At 40.2% G+C, this 15,762-nt stretch carries 14 protein-coding genes, 1 riboswitch and 1 other annotated feature; of the genes, 4 read left to right on the top strand and 10 right to left on the bottom strand.

Annotation, left to right across the window (positions count from 1 at the left end; genetic code table 11):
- The first annotated feature begins 27 nt into the window (after window positions 1-27).
- Together uvrC and ACHOLT_RS14780 are read left to right on the top strand one after the other, a co-directional pair.
- Window positions 28-1,791: an excinuclease ABC subunit UvrC gene (gene uvrC / locus ACHOLT_RS14775; protein WP_425802115.1), complete on the top strand. Its 1,764-nt coding sequence runs from the start codon at window positions 28-30 to the stop codon at window positions 1,789-1,791.
- The gene (locus ACHOLT_RS14780; protein ID WP_425802118.1) at window positions 1,788-1,946 is read left to right on the top strand and encodes a hypothetical protein; all 159 of its coding nucleotides are present in this window, start codon (window positions 1,788-1,790) and stop codon (window positions 1,944-1,946) included. The genes uvrC and ACHOLT_RS14780 overlap by 4 nt, the downstream gene beginning before the upstream one ends.
- A 42-nt stretch (window positions 1,947-1,988) precedes the next feature.
- On the opposite strand, the gene ACHOLT_RS14785 is transcribed toward ACHOLT_RS14780, so the two are convergent.
- The 7 genes from ACHOLT_RS14785 to ACHOLT_RS14815 form a co-directional block, all read right to left on the bottom strand.
- Window positions 1,989-2,699 carry a C40 family peptidase gene (locus ACHOLT_RS14785; protein WP_425802120.1) on the bottom strand — a complete coding sequence of 237 codons (711 nt, stop codon included), beginning with the start codon at window positions 2,697-2,699 and terminating at the stop codon, window positions 1,989-1,991.
- Window positions 2,700-2,705: 6 nt separating this feature from the next.
- Window positions 2,706-2,865, bottom strand: a riboswitch (cyclic di-AMP (ydaO/yuaA leader).
- 925 nt (window positions 2,866-3,790) lie between these two features.
- Window positions 3,791-4,117, bottom strand: a complete 327-nt coding sequence (locus tag ACHOLT_RS14790) for a HesB/IscA family protein (RefSeq protein ID WP_425802123.1) — start codon at window positions 4,115-4,117, stop codon at window positions 3,791-3,793.
- Window positions 4,118-4,215: 98 nt separating this feature from the next.
- A complete protein-coding gene (locus tag ACHOLT_RS14795; RefSeq protein ID WP_425802125.1) occupies window positions 4,216-4,458 on the bottom strand; it encodes a hypothetical protein in 243 nt (80 codons plus the stop codon).
- A 56-nt stretch (window positions 4,459-4,514) separates the two neighbouring features.
- Window positions 4,515-5,108 carry an HD domain-containing protein gene (locus tag ACHOLT_RS14800; protein WP_425808087.1) on the bottom strand — a complete coding sequence of 198 codons (594 nt, stop codon included), beginning with the start codon at window positions 5,106-5,108 and terminating at the stop codon, window positions 4,515-4,517.
- 139 nt (window positions 5,109-5,247) lie between these two features.
- Window positions 5,248-6,147: a sigma 54-interacting transcriptional regulator gene (locus tag ACHOLT_RS14805; RefSeq protein ID WP_425802127.1), complete on the bottom strand. Its 900-nt coding sequence runs from the start codon at window positions 6,145-6,147 to the stop codon at window positions 5,248-5,250.
- Window positions 6,148-6,333: 186 nt separating this feature from the next.
- Window positions 6,334-7,599, bottom strand: coding sequence for an adenosylhomocysteinase (locus ACHOLT_RS14810; RefSeq protein WP_425802129.1), 1,266 nt, complete (start codon window positions 7,597-7,599; stop codon window positions 6,334-6,336).
- Between the two features lie 24 nt (window positions 7,600-7,623).
- On the bottom strand, window positions 7,624-8,481 hold the full coding sequence (locus ACHOLT_RS14815; protein WP_425802131.1) for an Mrp/NBP35 family ATP-binding protein: 858 nt from the start codon (window positions 8,479-8,481) through the stop codon (window positions 7,624-7,626).
- A gap of 203 nt (window positions 8,482-8,684) precedes the next feature.
- Here ACHOLT_RS14815 and ACHOLT_RS14820 point away from each other — a divergent pair, with 203 nt between their 5' ends.
- Entirely contained in the window at window positions 8,685-10,196 is a 1,512-nt protein-coding gene (locus ACHOLT_RS14820; protein ID WP_425802133.1) for a spermidine synthase, read from the top strand.
- Window positions 10,197-10,299: 103 nt separating this feature from the next.
- On the opposite strand, the gene pepF is transcribed toward ACHOLT_RS14820, so the two are convergent.
- Together pepF and ACHOLT_RS14830 are read right to left on the bottom strand one after the other, a co-directional pair.
- The gene (pepF, locus tag ACHOLT_RS14825; RefSeq protein WP_425802135.1) at window positions 10,300-12,114 is read right to left on the bottom strand and encodes an oligoendopeptidase F; all 1,815 of its coding nucleotides are present in this window, start codon (window positions 12,112-12,114) and stop codon (window positions 10,300-10,302) included.
- 73 nt (window positions 12,115-12,187) lie between these two features.
- Window positions 12,188-12,667, bottom strand: a complete 480-nt coding sequence (locus ACHOLT_RS14830) for a CYTH domain-containing protein (RefSeq protein ID WP_425802138.1) — start codon at window positions 12,665-12,667, stop codon at window positions 12,188-12,190.
- Between the two features lie 321 nt (window positions 12,668-12,988).
- Window positions 12,989-13,226: a binding site (T-box leader), on the top strand.
- 41 nt (window positions 13,227-13,267) lie between these two features.
- Between ACHOLT_RS14830 and pheA the strand changes: the two genes are divergently transcribed.
- Window positions 13,268-14,140 (top strand): prephenate dehydratase, encoded by an 873-nt coding sequence (gene pheA, locus ACHOLT_RS14835; protein WP_425802140.1) that lies wholly within the window; start codon window positions 13,268-13,270, stop codon window positions 14,138-14,140.
- A 141-nt stretch (window positions 14,141-14,281) separates the two neighbouring features.
- Here pheA and thrC read toward each other — a convergent pair whose 3' ends face one another.
- Window positions 14,282-15,754 carry a threonine synthase gene (gene thrC / locus ACHOLT_RS14840; RefSeq protein ID WP_425802143.1) on the bottom strand — a complete coding sequence of 491 codons (1,473 nt, stop codon included), beginning with the start codon at window positions 15,752-15,754 and terminating at the stop codon, window positions 14,282-14,284.
- Window positions 15,755-15,762: the final 8 nt, after the last annotated feature.

Genomic DNA, 15,762 nt, shown 5'->3' on the forward strand with positions numbered 1-15,762 from the left:
ATAAGATATAAAGAGGTGAGTGAAGACATGGAGATATTGCATCAAAAATTAAGCCTGCTTCCCGAAAAGCCAGGAGTTTATTTAATGAAAGATTCTTCCGACCATGTTATCTATGTGGGGAAGGCTAAAATCCTGCGCAACCGGGTTCGCTCGTACTTTACAGGATCTCATAACGGCAAAACGGAATTGATGATCAGTCAAATTGCAGATATTGAAACCATAATTACTGATTCAGAAGTTGAAGCCCTTGTTCTTGAGTGCAATCTTATTAAGAAACATAATCCTAAATATAATATCCTTTTAAGAGATGATAAATCCTATCCGTATATCACGATAACCGAAGAAGTTCATCCGCGAATCATGGTCACGCGAAAAGTGAAAAAAGGCTCTGGTAGATACTTTGGGCCTTATCCAAATGCCACAGCGGCAAGAGAAGCATCACGTCTGCTGAATCGGCTTTTTCCCTTTCGCAAGTGCCGCCATATTCCGACCAAGCCTTGTCTTTATTATCATCTTCATCAGTGTTTGGGACCTTGTATCGAAGAAATCAAACCTCAGTCTTATAACCAAATGCGTAAAGAAGTTATTGCTTTTTTAAAAGGAGATCAACATAAAATTCTGGAACAATTAGAACAAAAAATGCATGAAGCTGCTGAGAACCTGGAATTTGAAAAAGCAAAGGAATACCGCGATCTAATTTCTGACTTACGAAAGATCGGCGAGAAGCAAAACATTACCTTAAACGATTTTATTGACCGCGATGTCATTGGTTATGCCTTAACAAAGGATCAAATCTGTATTCAAGTCTTTTATCTCCGTCAGGGGAAATTATTATCCCGAGATAATTTTATTTTTCCTTTTTATGAGGATCCTGAGGAAGCCTTCATTTCCTTTCTTGCACAATTTTATACAGATAAAGCTTCACTGCCTCAAGAAATTTTAGTTCCCCCAATAGACATCTCAATCTTGACTCTTCTTTTTCCGATCGTTATCCCACAAAAAGGCCAAAAACATGATTTGGTTAAATTGGCAATGGAGAATGCGCAAAAAACCTTGCACGATCAAATAACACTTGAAGCCCATCACATTGAAGAAAGTCTCCAGGCCTTAGAAGGACTCGGCAAATCTCTAAATCTTGCGGCACCTCACCTTATTGAGGCTTTTGATATCTCGAATATTGCAGGTACCCACACTGTAGCGGGCATGGTTCAGTTTTTAGACGGCAAGCCTAATCGTCATGACTATCGTAAATTTAAAATTCAACCTATGGAAAATATGGATGACACTGCTGCCATGCGTCAGGTTATTAGTCGCCGCTATGCTCGTCTTAAGGAAGAAAACTTATCCATGCCGGACCTGATATTACTCGATGGTGGCAAAGGCCAAATCAGTGCAGCCCTTGAAGCGCTTCAAGGGCTGGAACTTACCATTTCTGTGGCAGGGATGGTAAAAAATGACCGTCACCAAACCGCAGGACTGCTTAATCAAAAAGGAAGCTCCGTCGATATCAAAAAAGATTCCCCAACCTTTCATTTATTAGAACGGATTCAAAATGAAGTTCATCGTTTTGCAATCACATTTCACCGTCAACAACGAGCCAAAACAATGACGCTTTCCGAACTAGACGGTGTACCTGGAGTTGGTCCTAAGCGTCGTCAAGCTCTTTTACGCCATTTTAAATCGATTGAAAGGATACGCATTGCAAGTCCTGAGGAACTTCAGGCTGCCGGTCTGCCCATACCAATTGCTGAAACAGTATATCATCATTTTCGGGAGGTAAAAAAGGAATGATCCTCAACTACCGTGTAGAACTCTGCAGAGCATGCTATTTTAAGAGAGTCGGAAAATGCCGTAAAACAGATCATTACATTCATAATTTAACTTCTGCCAAGCCAGGCGGAGAATGTCAGCATTATAAGCCTGTTACTTGGTTGCCCATAATTTAAAAGAGAGCAGCGTAATCGCTACTCTCTTTTTAGTCCGGTCAGCTAGTTTACTCTTCTCGCTCCTACGAAATGAGAAGCATAGTAACTCTCTCCTAAACTTGTGGTTCTCACACCGCTATTCGATGCATGAATGAAGTTTCCACCACCGATATAAATACCGACATGGGAAGCTCCTGAAGAATATGTAGTGAAAAACACCAAATCTCCAGGTTGTAATTGACTCTTGGTAACAGCAGTTCCAACGCCAAATTGAGCATAAGATGTACGCGGCAAACTAATTCCTGAGCCTTTAAATACATATTGGGTATAACCCGAACAATCAAATCCGCTTCTGCTTGTTCCACCAAAGGAATACGGTGTACCCACAAGACTCATGGCGTTGCGAATGACTGACGATGCAGCAGAGTCATTACTCCGTGAAATTTGTTGCTTCGTTTGGGCTGTACTGGCAACTTGCTTTGTCTTTTGCGAAGAATCAGATCTTTTAGTTGAATTTGTAGCAGCAACAACCTGGACCTTTTGATTTGGCTTGTCCACTTTCACCTGGACCTTTCCGGCTGTAGTAATGATTGAGTTGCGTACTGCAGATGCTGAATACCCGGACAATGGGTTAGAAGATAAAACTACAGTCTTCAAGCCAGTCGTGGACTCAGCAGCTTGGGCAGGCGTATGCACTCCTGGTAGACTGCTGAGCAGCAGTGCGCTGGACAAAACAGCACTGCCTACCCACACTCTCCGTGAGGATAAAACCATTAAACGAAATCCACCTTTCTTTCGCTTACGAGGTTAGTTGACGGATTCGGGCAAGAAGGTGTAAAGCCCTACGCAAAAAAACTTGCGATTCACCCCAAATAGAATCCCCCGCTCTTTTAGGCCCTGTCCTTTAGATTAGTCCAAAAAGATTCAGCGTTTAATCACCTTGTAGTATTCGTCAATAAACCCCAAATTCCTCTTTTAGAAGAAGGTAATTTTTAGAATAAAATCAAAAACACCTCTCATATGAGAGGTGAATCCCTTGGGCTTTAGGACATTAATGAAAAAATATTGCGGCTTAGGTCAAGTAGGTTTTCCCACTAAGTTCCCCCGGTTTCCCGAAGGGCGGTTTCCTCTTTCTCTTAGCCTGAGGTGTCACCAGCATTCAGAACTTGATCACCACTGAGACCGCACTTCAATCCTCACTAATTATCGCTCTAGAAGTTTTCCTTAACACTCTTTAACAGTCTAGCCTCTTTTGCAGAAAAGAATTTCCAGCAGACTGAACCCTATCGGCCAATAGGATCCAAATCCCTCTAGCCTTCCCAACTTTTCCACCTCAAGGCAGGCTACACTGCACTAAGTTCCTTCCTAATGCAGGTTCATCCCCTAAGCCGTAACTCCGATTGGAGCCACGCACTTAGGCCTCCACGGTTAAGGGTAGCGCCCGCATGCCATTGCGGATCCCCCTTGAACCTTAACTCCCAGCAGCAACCCTCGACTGGGCGTCGCAAGCCGCCACCAGGAACTTCATCGGTATGCCCTCGGCGGATTCTTAGGCCCGCCTTCGACTGCCATTTTATGCACTAGAATAGCGCTCCATAGCCCAAAGGAAGATTATTACACTTAATATTTTACCCGAAAATGTCTATTTTTTAAACTGTCCTTTAACTATCCATACTCAAGGAAATCTATAATAATGAATGTAAGTTAGCTTAAACCTCTAAAAATTTTATGTCATAAATACTTTTGATGAATTTTAAATAGATTTATTCTAACTTAGTGTTTGCCATAAACCTAAAAAAATATAATTGCTTATTAAACTCTGCAAAAAAGAAAAAGAGCTTAAAAAGCTCTTTCCGGATTTAGGATCAACTGCCGCAGCTTCCGCCACAGCTTGACCCGCAACTACTTTCATTATTAGTTTTAATTTCGAAGCCGCCGCCGTAACGGGATTCTACATAATCAACAACTGCTCCTTCAAGATAAGGCGCAAGTTTTTCCTCTGTAAGAATTGTTACTCCAAAATCTTCATCGACAATATCGTTTTCATTCTTAGACTCATCCAGAGTCATGCCGAAATTCGGCCCTCCTCAACCAAACCCAGCTACATAGAGGCGCAAATAAGAATTATTTAAGTTTTGATTTGCCATAACCTCTTTTACTTTCTGGGCTGCGATTTCTGTAATATTAACCATAACTCAATCGCCACTCCTTTTTAAAATCATCTGGATCTAAAAGAGACTTTAGATGCCTTTCATAATACATTTAATCAAGCCCAAAGTCAAATCACAAACTAAACTAGTTTTGCGTCATTTTTAGGTTTAACATCTTTCCATAAGCGTTTAAGTTCAATTTCAACATTTGCCGGTAGATCCTGTGCATCCTGCTGTATACGGTCTACCTGGTATTTTACTCTTTCAACCCAATTTTGTTTTTCCGGCCAAGTAATATACGCTTCAGTTTGAGAACTAAACGTAGTTTTAATTAGAAAGAGAAATACTAAAACAACAAAAATTCGCCATAGAAATTTAAACAAAGATTATCCGACCTTTCTGATGCAGATAATCCTAGTATAACCATTATCCATTCCCTTTAAGCTTTTAATTTGGATAACTGATGCCAGAAATCTTCAGAGTATTCAAATAGCGGCATAAAATATTTTTTTGCACTATCCGTAAAAAGATGATTTGCATAATTACGTATCCTCTCGCAATAAAACTCTTCGCAAGAGTTCGGACCAAAAAAGGGTTTCCCTTCCTTGCCCCCCCAGGTAAATAAGCGAGCAATGCCTATCGGACCTACAAAATCCAATTTATCAGCATCATAAAGAACTTTCGCTTCAAGTGAAAGAGGTTCATGTCCACCTTCGCGAGAATGGGAAACTACCGCCCCAATAACTTTTTGAATTAAATCCTCTGAATATCCAAGTTTTTGAAGAACATTTTTTCCCAATGCCGCACTGCTTTCTGCGTGTGTTTTCTCAAGTGTTCCCGAACGCCCAATATCATGAAGGATCGCAGCCAATTCCACGGCACGCAGCTCTGCATTTTCTGCCTGCGCTATTTTTCTTCCCCAATCTCTAACCCTTAACGCATGTTCTAAATTATGAGCTGAATCTTTGCGCGCATAAAATCCCTGAACTGCAGAAATTACTTCCTGATATTCATCTGTTGATGTATTCAAAATTTCACCCCCGGTCCGATTCCGGTTTTATCAAAAAGAATTTGTTCGAAATCAAAAATTGTTTCTGTCTTTACATTCTTTCCGTAGCGAACCATTAACATGTTAGCAGGATGAGAAACAATCTCTTCATCTTCTGTTTCTTTTATTCATTTAGGTTATAGCGTTTAACCTTATTGTACAGAGTTGCAAGAGAAATGTTGAGGGCTCTTGCAGCTCGTTTTTTCCCTTCAAGTGTATAGCCATAGCGTTCAAGAGCACTCTTTAAAAGGATCTCTTCCATTCGATCCAGCGGCATAACATCATTAATCGTGTTCTCATAATCTGAGGAAAGCAAATATCCTCTAAGGTGACGCTGTGAAATATAGGGTTCATTTCCTAATAGTATAGCACGAGTCAGCACTTGTTCTAATTCTTCAATATTTCCTGGCCAACGGTAAGAAGTCAATATTTGTTCAGCCTGTGGAGTAAGACCCTGTACAGATTTTCGCAAGCGTAGATTCAAATTTTCGATTAAATGTTCAATTAAGAGGGGGATATCTTCCTTTCGCTGACGAAGGGGCGGAATTGAAATTTCCCACTGCCCTACATAGCGATAAAGATTTTGATCAAATGCCTTATCAAGCATTAGAAAATGAATATTTTGAGAAGAACTTAAGAATATACGAATTTTTAACGGTTCTATTCTAAGGCAAAAATGATAAAGCCTTTTCTGATCTTCCAGACTTAAACTAGCTACTTCACGAAAATAAAAACTACCTCCGCTTAAGAACTCAAAATAATTTATGTTAAAGTCCTCACTAAGAAGCTTTTGTATAATGCCATGAGGTTGAGCACAATCCACTACATACAGTGTTTTGTCGTGTTGCGCGCCTTCATCATGCAGATAGGTCGCCAATAGCAACTTACCTGTCCCAATTTCACCTTGGAAAAGGACAGGATCGTTTTCTTTTGCTGCTTTTCTACATCCCTCTAAGGCAGTACGTAAGCCTTTGCTCGTTCCTATAATTGACAAAGTCGTCGGATGAATAAAACAGGTTGGCATAGATATCCCCTCCTTTCTGATTTCTAATACAATTTATTTGTTCTATTGTATACTATAACAGCTAAAAATTAAAGAAAATTTTATAAATTATAAAAAAACAATTTTAAAAGACTCAAATTTCCTATAAAAAAGGATGAAGTTATTAAAACTCCATCCTTAGACAATGAATTCTTAAATATTTTCGATTTATCCATGCACCCAGTTTGATAGATACTCTTTTTGTTCAATGCTTAATTCATCAATTTTTAGATTTAATGCATTAAGTTTAAGCCGAGCGACACGTAAATCCATTTCATGGGGAACAGGATAAACTTTTGCAGACAAGGGGGTAACCTGTTCAGTCAATGCGGTTAAGGAAAGTGCCTGAAGAGCAAACGTCATATCCATAACTTCTGCAGGATGTCCGTCTCCTGCAGCAAGATTGACTAATCGCCCTTCAGCAAGCAAGAATATCTTTCTTCCATCTTTAAGCTTAAACTCTTCAATATTTGGGCGAACAACTCGCATTTCTTCTGATAGTGCCTTAAGTTCAACTTTATTGACTTCAACGTCAAAATGTCCAGCATTAGCAAGAATAGCGCCGTCCTTCATGACTTTAAAATGCTCTCCCCTGATGACATCTTTGTCTCCGGTTACTGTAATGAAAAAGTCTCCTTGAGCAGCTGCCTCTAACATTTGCATAACTTCGAAGCCATCCATCCAAGCTTCATTCGCTTTAATGGGATCGACTTCACATACAATTACCCGAGCACCCAACCCCTTGGCACGCATCGCTACACCTTTACCGCACCAGCCATAGCCGGCAACAACGACTGTTTTACCTGAAACCACAAGGTTTGTTGTTCTCATAATTCCATCCCAAACTGACTGGCCTGTGCCATACCGATTATCAAACAAATATTTCATTTGAGCATCATTTACGGCAATCATCGGGAAACCTAATTCTCCCTTTTGCTCCATAGCCTTAAGCCTAAGAATACCCGTTGTCGTCTCTTCGGCTCCGCCTTGGACATGAGAGATAAGCTCCCTTCTTTGCTGATGAATCGTAGACACGAGATCTCCGCCATCATCAATAATATAATCCGGCTGAAAGTCTAAGGCTTGATGAATATGTTGATGATATTCTTCCTCCGTTGCTCCGTGCCACGCATGAGCATGGATCCCCCCCGCAACTAAAGCAGCTACGACATCATCCTGAGTGGAAAGTGGATTGCTGGCTACGACAGTAACCTCTGCTCCTCCGGCTTGGATTACCTTTGCCAAATATGCTGTTTTTGCCTCTAAATGCAAACATACAACGACTTTCTTGCCCTTAAACGGTAACTCCTGCTCAAACTCTTTCCGCAATTGATTTAAAACAGGCATATGTCCTGCTACCCAATCAATTTTAAGTTGACCTTGAGGGGCTAAGTCAATATTTCGGATATGTGATTCCATGATTTCTCCCCGCATTCTGTTCCTCCATCAGCCTTATACTTAATTAATCACTTTTTCCTTACTATCCTTGGCTACTTCTTCAAGAATTCGTTGAACGATATTATCAAAATTCTCTGTTTGGTAATCTTCAATCTTACCCAGATCAGACATACTCGATAATACGGGATCAATCGGTAATTGGCCTAAATATGGGATCTCATTTTTTTTGGCTTCTTCAGCCCCTTTAGGCGTTCCAAAAATTTCAATTCGTTTATGGCAATCCGGACAGGAAGCATAGGCCATATTTTCAATCAATCCATAAAATGTAGTGTCATATTTTTTAGCCATCTTAATTGCTTTGCGAACAATCATGCCGGCAAGCTGTTGAGGGCTTGTCACCATAACCACACCGCTAACAGGTAAGCTTTGGAAAACTGTTATAGGTACATCCCCTGTTCCTGGGGGCATATCGATCAAGAGATAATCCAGTTCGCCCCAAACTACATCACTCCAAAACTGTTGAATCAATTGGGTAATAATTGCCCCTCTCCAAATTACAGGATCATCCTCATTTTCAAGCATTAAGTTTAAGGACATCACTTTAATTCCGTTTCTGCTTTGGGGGGCAATAACACCAATTTTATTGACATTAGCTTTTTCAGTAATTCCAAAAATTTTCGGGATGCTTGGTCCTGTGATATCTGCATCCAAAATCCCGACTTTATATCCTTGGCGGTTTAAACTTACGGCTAACATACTTGTTACAGAAGATTTTCCAACTCCGCCTTTTCCGCTCATAACTGCAATGATTTTACCAATCTTGCTTGCTTTTTGGGCCTCAGATAATTGAGGTTCATTCGAACAGCTTCCAGAAGTACAACTTCCAGCAGCTGAACATGAACTACATACATCGCTCATTTTTTTCTTCCTTTCCTACAATTCATACTCCTCTAAAGAGTATTATTCATTATTGATTTTCAGTCCCTTTTATATTCATCCATATTAGAAACTTTGTCAAGTTTCGATAATATCCATCCCATTTAAAGTTTTTAAATTAAATGCGCAGGAAATTTAGATCTTAAAAGCAAATATATGTTTAATTACATTTAAGGGGGAAAAGCATGTCTAAAGGTTTTATGTATTTCTATGTATTTTTTGCTGGTGCAGCAGTTATGAGTATCGAAATGACCGCTTCTCGTCTAATTGCTCCCTTTTTTGGCACCTCTTTAATGGTTTGGGCCAATATTATCGGTATTATTCTGTTAGCCATGTCTGCGGGGTATTATATTGGCGGCCGCTGGGCTGACCGAACACCAAAACCTGCAATTCTCTTCTCTATATCTCTAATATCCGGCCTATTACTAACAGCTATTCCCCTCATCTCGCAGTTCACGTTTGGAATGCTGACAGAAGGTATTTTAGGCACACCAATCAAAACCATTCTCCTTGCTTTTGTAGGTACACTTCTTGTATTTGCTCCGCCCATTTTTCTGCTCGCAATGGTAAGTCCTTTTGCCCTACGATTAAGTGTTACACGAGCAGAGGAAACCGGAAAAATCGCAGGACGTCTCTCCGCCTTCTCCACTCTAGGAAGCTTGCTGGGAACCTTCCTTCCATCACTTGTATTAATCCCTAGTATTGGCACCCGCAATACAATTTACGTCTCTGCACTTATCCTTATAACAATTTCCGGATTAGGTCTAAAAAAGGCAGGTGCACTGCTTTTAACGCTTCTTCCTCTTCTTCTTATTTTCTTCGGACCTCGAACAGTAAAAGCCGGTTCTCAAGTTGTGTGGGAAAAAGAAACCCCTTATCAGTATGTACAAGTAGTTAAGGAAGAGGATGGCAGTACATCGCTTATCTATAATGAAGGCGGAGGTGTTCAGTCTATTGCCCGACCCAACCATCAGCTTCTTCCTCAAGATTATTATGACTATTATCTAATTCTCCCTTTTCTCCGCGAGACAGGCAAAGAATATCCCTTTCAAACTTGGATACTTGGCTCTGCCGGCGGAACCATGCTCGGACAATTCAATTATTGGATTAAACCTATATTGCCTCAGTTATCATTAACTGGTGTTGAAATTGATCCAGATGTCATTCCCTTAGGGCAAAAATATTTTGGTCTCAATGGATCGGAAGGAAAAGTGGTTAATGCGGATGGTCGTTCTTTTCTTCGTTCGCAAAAAGGAAAGGCCGATTTAGTAATCGTTGATGCTTACTCCAATCAGATCTATATTCCCTTTCATTTGTCTACCCAGGAGTTTTTTAGCCAAGTCAAAGCCAAATTAAATCCATCGGGCATGCTTGCTCTTAATGTAAATGCGCTGTCGTCCTCTTCTCCGTTGCTGCAGGCTTTTGAAAATACATTATGTTCAGTTTTTAACTATACTTATCTGATGCCGATTCCCGGCTCTCTTAATTACGTCTTGATTGGCTCAGATAAACCAATAATCCTCTCTACCCCTCCTAATGAACTTCCCGAAGAATTAAAACCTTTTTACTCTCTCTTCCAAACCAATATAAAACGGATTACCTCTACGTCGGGCCAGCTTTTAACCGATGACCGTGCCCCTGTTGAATTCCTTACCGATCAAATGATTTGGGAAGGTATCCGTCAAGGGGGTATCTAAGATGACATAAGGTCTCTTTAGAAACAAAATATGCTGGAGAAACGCTGCAAAGGGGAGCTGTGAATGAATCACAGCTCCCCTTTAAAATTACCTTAAAGATTATTTATGATTTAGATCCGTCTAAAATTTGTTCAAGTCGATCGAGTAATCCTTTAAACACTTCTAAGGCTTCCTTCACTGGTAGAGGAGTCTCCATATCAACTCCTGCCTTACGTAATAGTTCAATCGGATAATCGGAACTTCCGCTCGAAAGGAATGTAAGATAACGTTTTACAGCAGGTTCACCTTCTTCAAGAATCTTATGAGCTAGAGCGATCGCTGCTGAAAAACCGGTTGCATATTTATAAACGTAGAAAGAACTATAGAAATGCGGAATTCTTGACCACTCATAAGCGATTTCCGGGTCTGAGATCACTTCTGATCCATAATATTCTTGATTTAACTTCAAATACTCATCGGATAGAAGATCGGCTGTCAGGGCAACACCTTGTTCGACCAAGGCATGTGTTTTCTTTTCAAACTCAGCAAACATCGTCTGTCTAAAAATTGTACCCCTGAATTGTTCGAGATAGTGATTGAGCAAATAGGCTAACATTTTAGGATCTTCTGTTGTATTCAGAAGATGTTCCATTACCAATGACTCATTTAAAGTTGAGGCTACTTCAGCTACAAATATTTTGTAGCCGGCATAGAGATGAGGTTGAGTTTTATTCGAAAAATAGGTATGCAGGGAATGTCCCATTTCATGAGCAATTGTAAACATCGAATCCAGCGTATCTTGATGATTGAGCAAAACGTAGGGATGAGATCGATAAGTTCCCCAGGAATAGGCCCCACTCGTTTTTCCTTGATTCTCATAGACATCGACCCAATGGGAACTAAATCCTTCGTTAAGCACCTTAAGATAATCTTCTCCTAAAGGCTTTAAACCCTCGCGCACCATATCTAGAGCTTTGGGATAAGGAATTTCCATTTTAACCTCGGGCACAATTGGAACATAAATATCGTACATATGCAGTTTCTCAAGTCCCAGTGCCTTTTTGCGCAGGTTCATATACCTATACATTTCAGGGAGAAATTGACGAACGGTCTCAATCAAAGCATCATAAACCGTAACAGAAATCCGATCATCATCTAAAGAAGATTCAATAGATGAAGAATACCGCCGGGTTTTAGCAAAAAACACATCGGCTTTAACATTTGCATTGGTCGTTGCTGCCCATGTATTAATTTGTTTCCGATACGTATGATAGAGGGCTTCAAAAGCGTCCTTACGCACACTTCGATCGGCACTTTCCATAAATTGAGTATAATTGCCTTTCGTTAATTCTACATCCTGGCCTTGTTCATCTTTAATGGTCGGGAATTTGAGATCAGCATTATTAGCCATTCCAAAAATTGTACTGGGGGCCTCAGCCATTTCTCCAACCTCAGCAAGGATTTTTTCTTCTGCCGGGCTTAAAACATGGTCACGTTTGCGAAGAATATCTTCTAACGCTTGATCATAGGTTTCTAATTTTGAATTTGCCTTGCGGAACTCTGTGATTTTTCCCGCGGGCAAGGATAAAAGTTCTGGCACCACAAAAGCGAACGCACTTCCGAGTTTTACCGAAAGAGCCCCTGCTCGGTCAGTCATTCCTTGATAAATTGCTTCACGGTTATCTTCATCTCGTCTCATGCGCGCATAGGTATAGATTTCTTCCAGGTCAGACCCGATTTCGTCCATTAAATTCAAACAGTCTAACAGCCGATCAGCGCTATCGCCTAATTTGCCTTGAAATTGGGAAGCCTGTTCAAGACTTTTTTCAACTCTTGCAAATTCATCTTCCCAAGCCTGATTACTTGGAAAGATATCTTCGAGATGCCATTTATGTTCCTCAGGAATTTCTGATCTGGACTTAAGTTTAACCTGTTCCACTGATATTCCTCCTATTCGGAATTAACGTATTTCCTGATTATTATACTCAGGAGTATAAAAAATTACCATTCGTTTACGAATCTTCCCATTTTGTAAAAGCCTTTTGTCCAAGATTCCAATTAAAATACCGAGCATCGTGTGTAATTTCTTGCTGCGAATTGATCCATTCTGGAAAGTCAATAGGGTGATCCAAGCTGGGCAATTCTACATCAGCAGTTATTAGCCCTAAATTCTCCCTCTGATAAACATCAATTTCCCAGACAAGTCCTGAGAACGGAACTCGATATCTGATCTTTTCAATTACAGGAAAAAGAGCCAACCTAAGAAGCTCTTCCTGTTCATCAATACTTACATTAGACTTGGATGTCTCAAATTCGAAACGGCTTCCATCACTATGTAAATTCTTCACTGTAATCATAACTTCCTGCCCGAGGATTCGAAAGCGAATTGAAGGCTTTACCGCCAAATATCCTTGTATTATTTTTTGTCCCTCGCCTAACCCCGGCAGTAATTCTTGGTAAACTAAATATTTATGTTCTATTTCAATCGCCATTCTACGATGCTCCTTTGGTATAAGTAAAAAGAAAAATAAATGAATAAAGTGAAACAGACAGCGTACGTACCACTGCCTGTTTCTGCCACCTCGTCCACCTATCTCCCAGGAAGGTTCCCCAACCTTCCAGTTATTATTTTATCCCGTGAGACATCAATGTGCAAGTTCAATCTAACGATAACCTAAAAATAATCAATAAATCTTGCGAAGTATTTTAAGGTTTAAATATAAATTAAATATAAATTAAAACAATTTATCTAAATTAAGCCTTCCCTAATTAACTGTTTCCTGTTATAATCATTAAAAATATTTTTTATTTTATCAACAACGATGAATGAGAGTATACGTCAACCAGACCGTTAGGGAGCAAGTGCCATAGACTGAAAGCACTCGTGGGTGCTGGAACGGAAATTCACTCAGGAGTTGCGTTCTTGAACTGGGAGTAGGGAACGCCGGTATCCACCGTTAACAGGTATTCTTGTTGTCAGAAGATTAGAGTGGCCGGTCTCTAAAAGGCCGGCAATTAGGGTGGTACCGCGAGGCTTAGCTCGTCCCTTTGGGATGCTAAGCCTTTTTTACATAATTTTAAGGAGAAGTAAAATGAGCAGCATTGGTTATTTAGGTCCTAAAGGAAGTTTTTCGGAAGAAGCTCTTTATTTTTTTATATCCAATGAAAAAGAATGGGAAAACAATCTTCCCAACCCCATTCCGTTTAATACAATTACCAAACTTCTCGCAGCCTGCGATAAAAAAGAAATTGATTTTGGCTTTGTCCCCCTTGAAAACTCAACTGAAGGTCAAGTAGGGGCAACGCTCGATATGCTTGCACAAACTGAAAACATCTATATCTCTAAGGAATTTATTCATCCGGTTGAACAGTGTCTGTTAACACGTATCCCCCTTGAATTGAGCCAAATTGAACGTGTTTATTCTCACGAACAGGCCCTGGGACAATGTCGAGATTTCCTAGAAACCTATATTCCTCAAGCACAGCAAATTATTTGTCCAAGTACAGCGGAAGCTGCAAAAATGATTTCGTCGACTGAAGAAAAATGGGCAGCCATAGGACCACGGAGAGCTGCCGATCTTTATAACATCCAATGTCAAGCCGCGAAGATTCAGGATGAAACCTTAAATGCAACCCGCTTTATCCTGGTCGGTCATTCACTGGCTGAAATGAGCACGGAAACCAGCGAAGGCGACAAAACCTCTTTGCTCTTTTTAGCCGACAACGTTCCAGGTTCCTTATCTGAAATTCTTAAGGAGTTTGCTTCGCGGAAAATTAATATGAGCCGAATCGAGTCTCGTCCTTCCAAAAAAAAGTTAGGAGAATATGTTTTTTTCGTCGATATTGATGGCTATGTGTTTTCACCCATTATTCAAGAAGCACTTTGGGCTCTCCGGGAGAAAAATATATCTACAAAACTTCTTGGCTCATATCCTAAAACTACATTTAATGAAATTCAGTCATAGTTATATTTTAATTAAAAGAGGTTTCTAAAGAGAAATTTGTTATAATATATTAAAAAGCTGGGTATGAGAATAAAAGCTTTGAACTAAAATAAGGAAGTGATTTTCACTTCCTTATTTAAACCCCTATTCTTTTATGAGCAATTACAGGAAGAGTTTAGTTAATAAGTTAGGTATCTCCGATGGGGCAGTAGTCTCCGTTTTATTAACCGTCTTTTGATCCAATCCTTGTAATCCGGATGGAATCGCCCAGCCTGTAAGTGAGCTAAGACGTTCGAGACTTTCCCATTCATTCTCTGTTCCTTGTTGCGGAGCAATACTCCGCAGAACCGTTCCGGCAAATTTAAAGGGGCTTGCGGTTGACGCAATAATAGTATAAGTTGAATCCCCGCTTGTATCGAAATATTCCTGGCAAACCTTAACTGCTACGGCAGTATGCGGATCTAACACATATCCACATTCATCGTAAGTTTTATGAATTGTAGCTTGAACTTCGTCTTCATTTGCCCAGCCCGCCTTAACATATTCTCTAGCTTTTGCTAACGTTTGAGAATCCACTTCAAATTTGCCCTCAGATTGCAGTTCTTTAAACCAAAGATTGACCTTCTCGGAGTCACAATCACTCATATGATAGAGAAAACGTTCAAAGTTGCTCGATATAAGGATATCCATCGAAGGAGAAGTGGTCAAATAAAACGGGCGAAGACGATTGTAGATCCCTGTTTGAAAAAATTCGCTAAGAACATTATTCTGATTTGAAGCACAAATTAATTCCTTTATCGGTAACCCCATTTCCTTGGCGTAGTATGCGGCAAGGATATTTCCAAAGTTGCCCGTAGGCACAACTATATTTATCAACTCGCCGGCTTGAATTTTTCCGCAAGCTGCCGCTTGTGCATAAGCCCAAAAGTAGTATACAATTTGTGGTAATAGTCGACCCCAGTTAATCGAGTTTGCTGAAGAAAAAACATATTTTCCTTTTTTAAATTCATCGATCATTGCTTTAGAGCCAAAAATTTCTTTAACTTTGGACTGACACTCATCAAAATTTCCTTTGACAGCAATAACAAAAGTATTCTTGCCCTCAGTTGTTGTCATTTGCCTTTCTTGAACAGCGCTTACCCCATTTTCAGGATAAAAGACTGCGATTTCAATTCCGGGAACATCCCTAAAGCCTTCTAATGCCGCCTTGCCCGTATCTCCTGAGGTTGCGACTAAAATTAACACCTTTTCTGCTTCCTCAATTGATTGGATACTTTCTTTAAGCAAATGCGGAAGGACCTGCAATGCCATGTCTTTAAAGGCTGAGGTCGGACCATGCCAAAGTTCGAGGATACCTAAATTTCCTACTTGAACTAAGGGCGCAGGATTTTCTGAATCAAAAAGGTCCGGACGATATACGCCAACTGCCTGATCCAAAGTTCGATCTGAAAGTTCTGGAAGATAGAGCTTGATAATTTTACGGGCTAATCCGGAATAATTTAACTCTTTTAATTCCTGCCAATTTATTTTTGGAATAATCCTAGGAACGAACAATCCTCCATTAGGAACCATTCCCAACGCAATGGCCTCTTTTCCCGTTCGTTCTGAAGAATTTCCTCTAGTACTTATATACACGCGTTTCC

The sequence above is a fragment of the Desulfitobacterium nosdiversum genome (assembly GCF_049860565.1).
Lineage (GTDB): Bacteria > Bacillota > Desulfitobacteriia > Desulfitobacteriales > Desulfitobacteriaceae > Desulfitobacterium_A > Desulfitobacterium_A nosdiversum.

Coding starts and splice junctions, on each gene's coding strand:
- ACHOLT_RS14810 (WP_425802129.1), bottom strand. CDS start 7,599: ATGCGGGGAGAAATCATGGAATCACATATCCGAAATATTGACTTAGCC.
- ACHOLT_RS14780 (WP_425802118.1), top strand. CDS start 1,788: ATGATCCTCAACTACCGTGTAGAACTCTGCAGAGCATGCTATTTTAAG.
- ACHOLT_RS14815 (WP_425802131.1), bottom strand. CDS start 8,481: ATGAGCGATGTATGTAGTTCATGTTCAGCTGCTGGAAGTTGTACTTCT.
- pheA (WP_425802140.1), top strand. CDS start 13,268: ATGAGCAGCATTGGTTATTTAGGTCCTAAAGGAAGTTTTTCGGAAGAA.
- uvrC (WP_425802115.1), top strand. CDS start 28: ATGGAGATATTGCATCAAAAATTAAGCCTGCTTCCCGAAAAGCCAGGA.
- ACHOLT_RS14785 (WP_425802120.1), bottom strand. CDS start 2,699: ATGGTTTTATCCTCACGGAGAGTGTGGGTAGGCAGTGCTGTTTTGTCC.
- ACHOLT_RS14830 (WP_425802138.1), bottom strand. CDS start 12,667: ATGGCGATTGAAATAGAACATAAATATTTAGTTTACCAAGAATTACTG.
- ACHOLT_RS14820 (WP_425802133.1), top strand. CDS start 8,685: ATGTCTAAAGGTTTTATGTATTTCTATGTATTTTTTGCTGGTGCAGCA.
- ACHOLT_RS14805 (WP_425802127.1), bottom strand. CDS start 6,147: ATGCCAACCTGTTTTATTCATCCGACGACTTTGTCAATTATAGGAACG.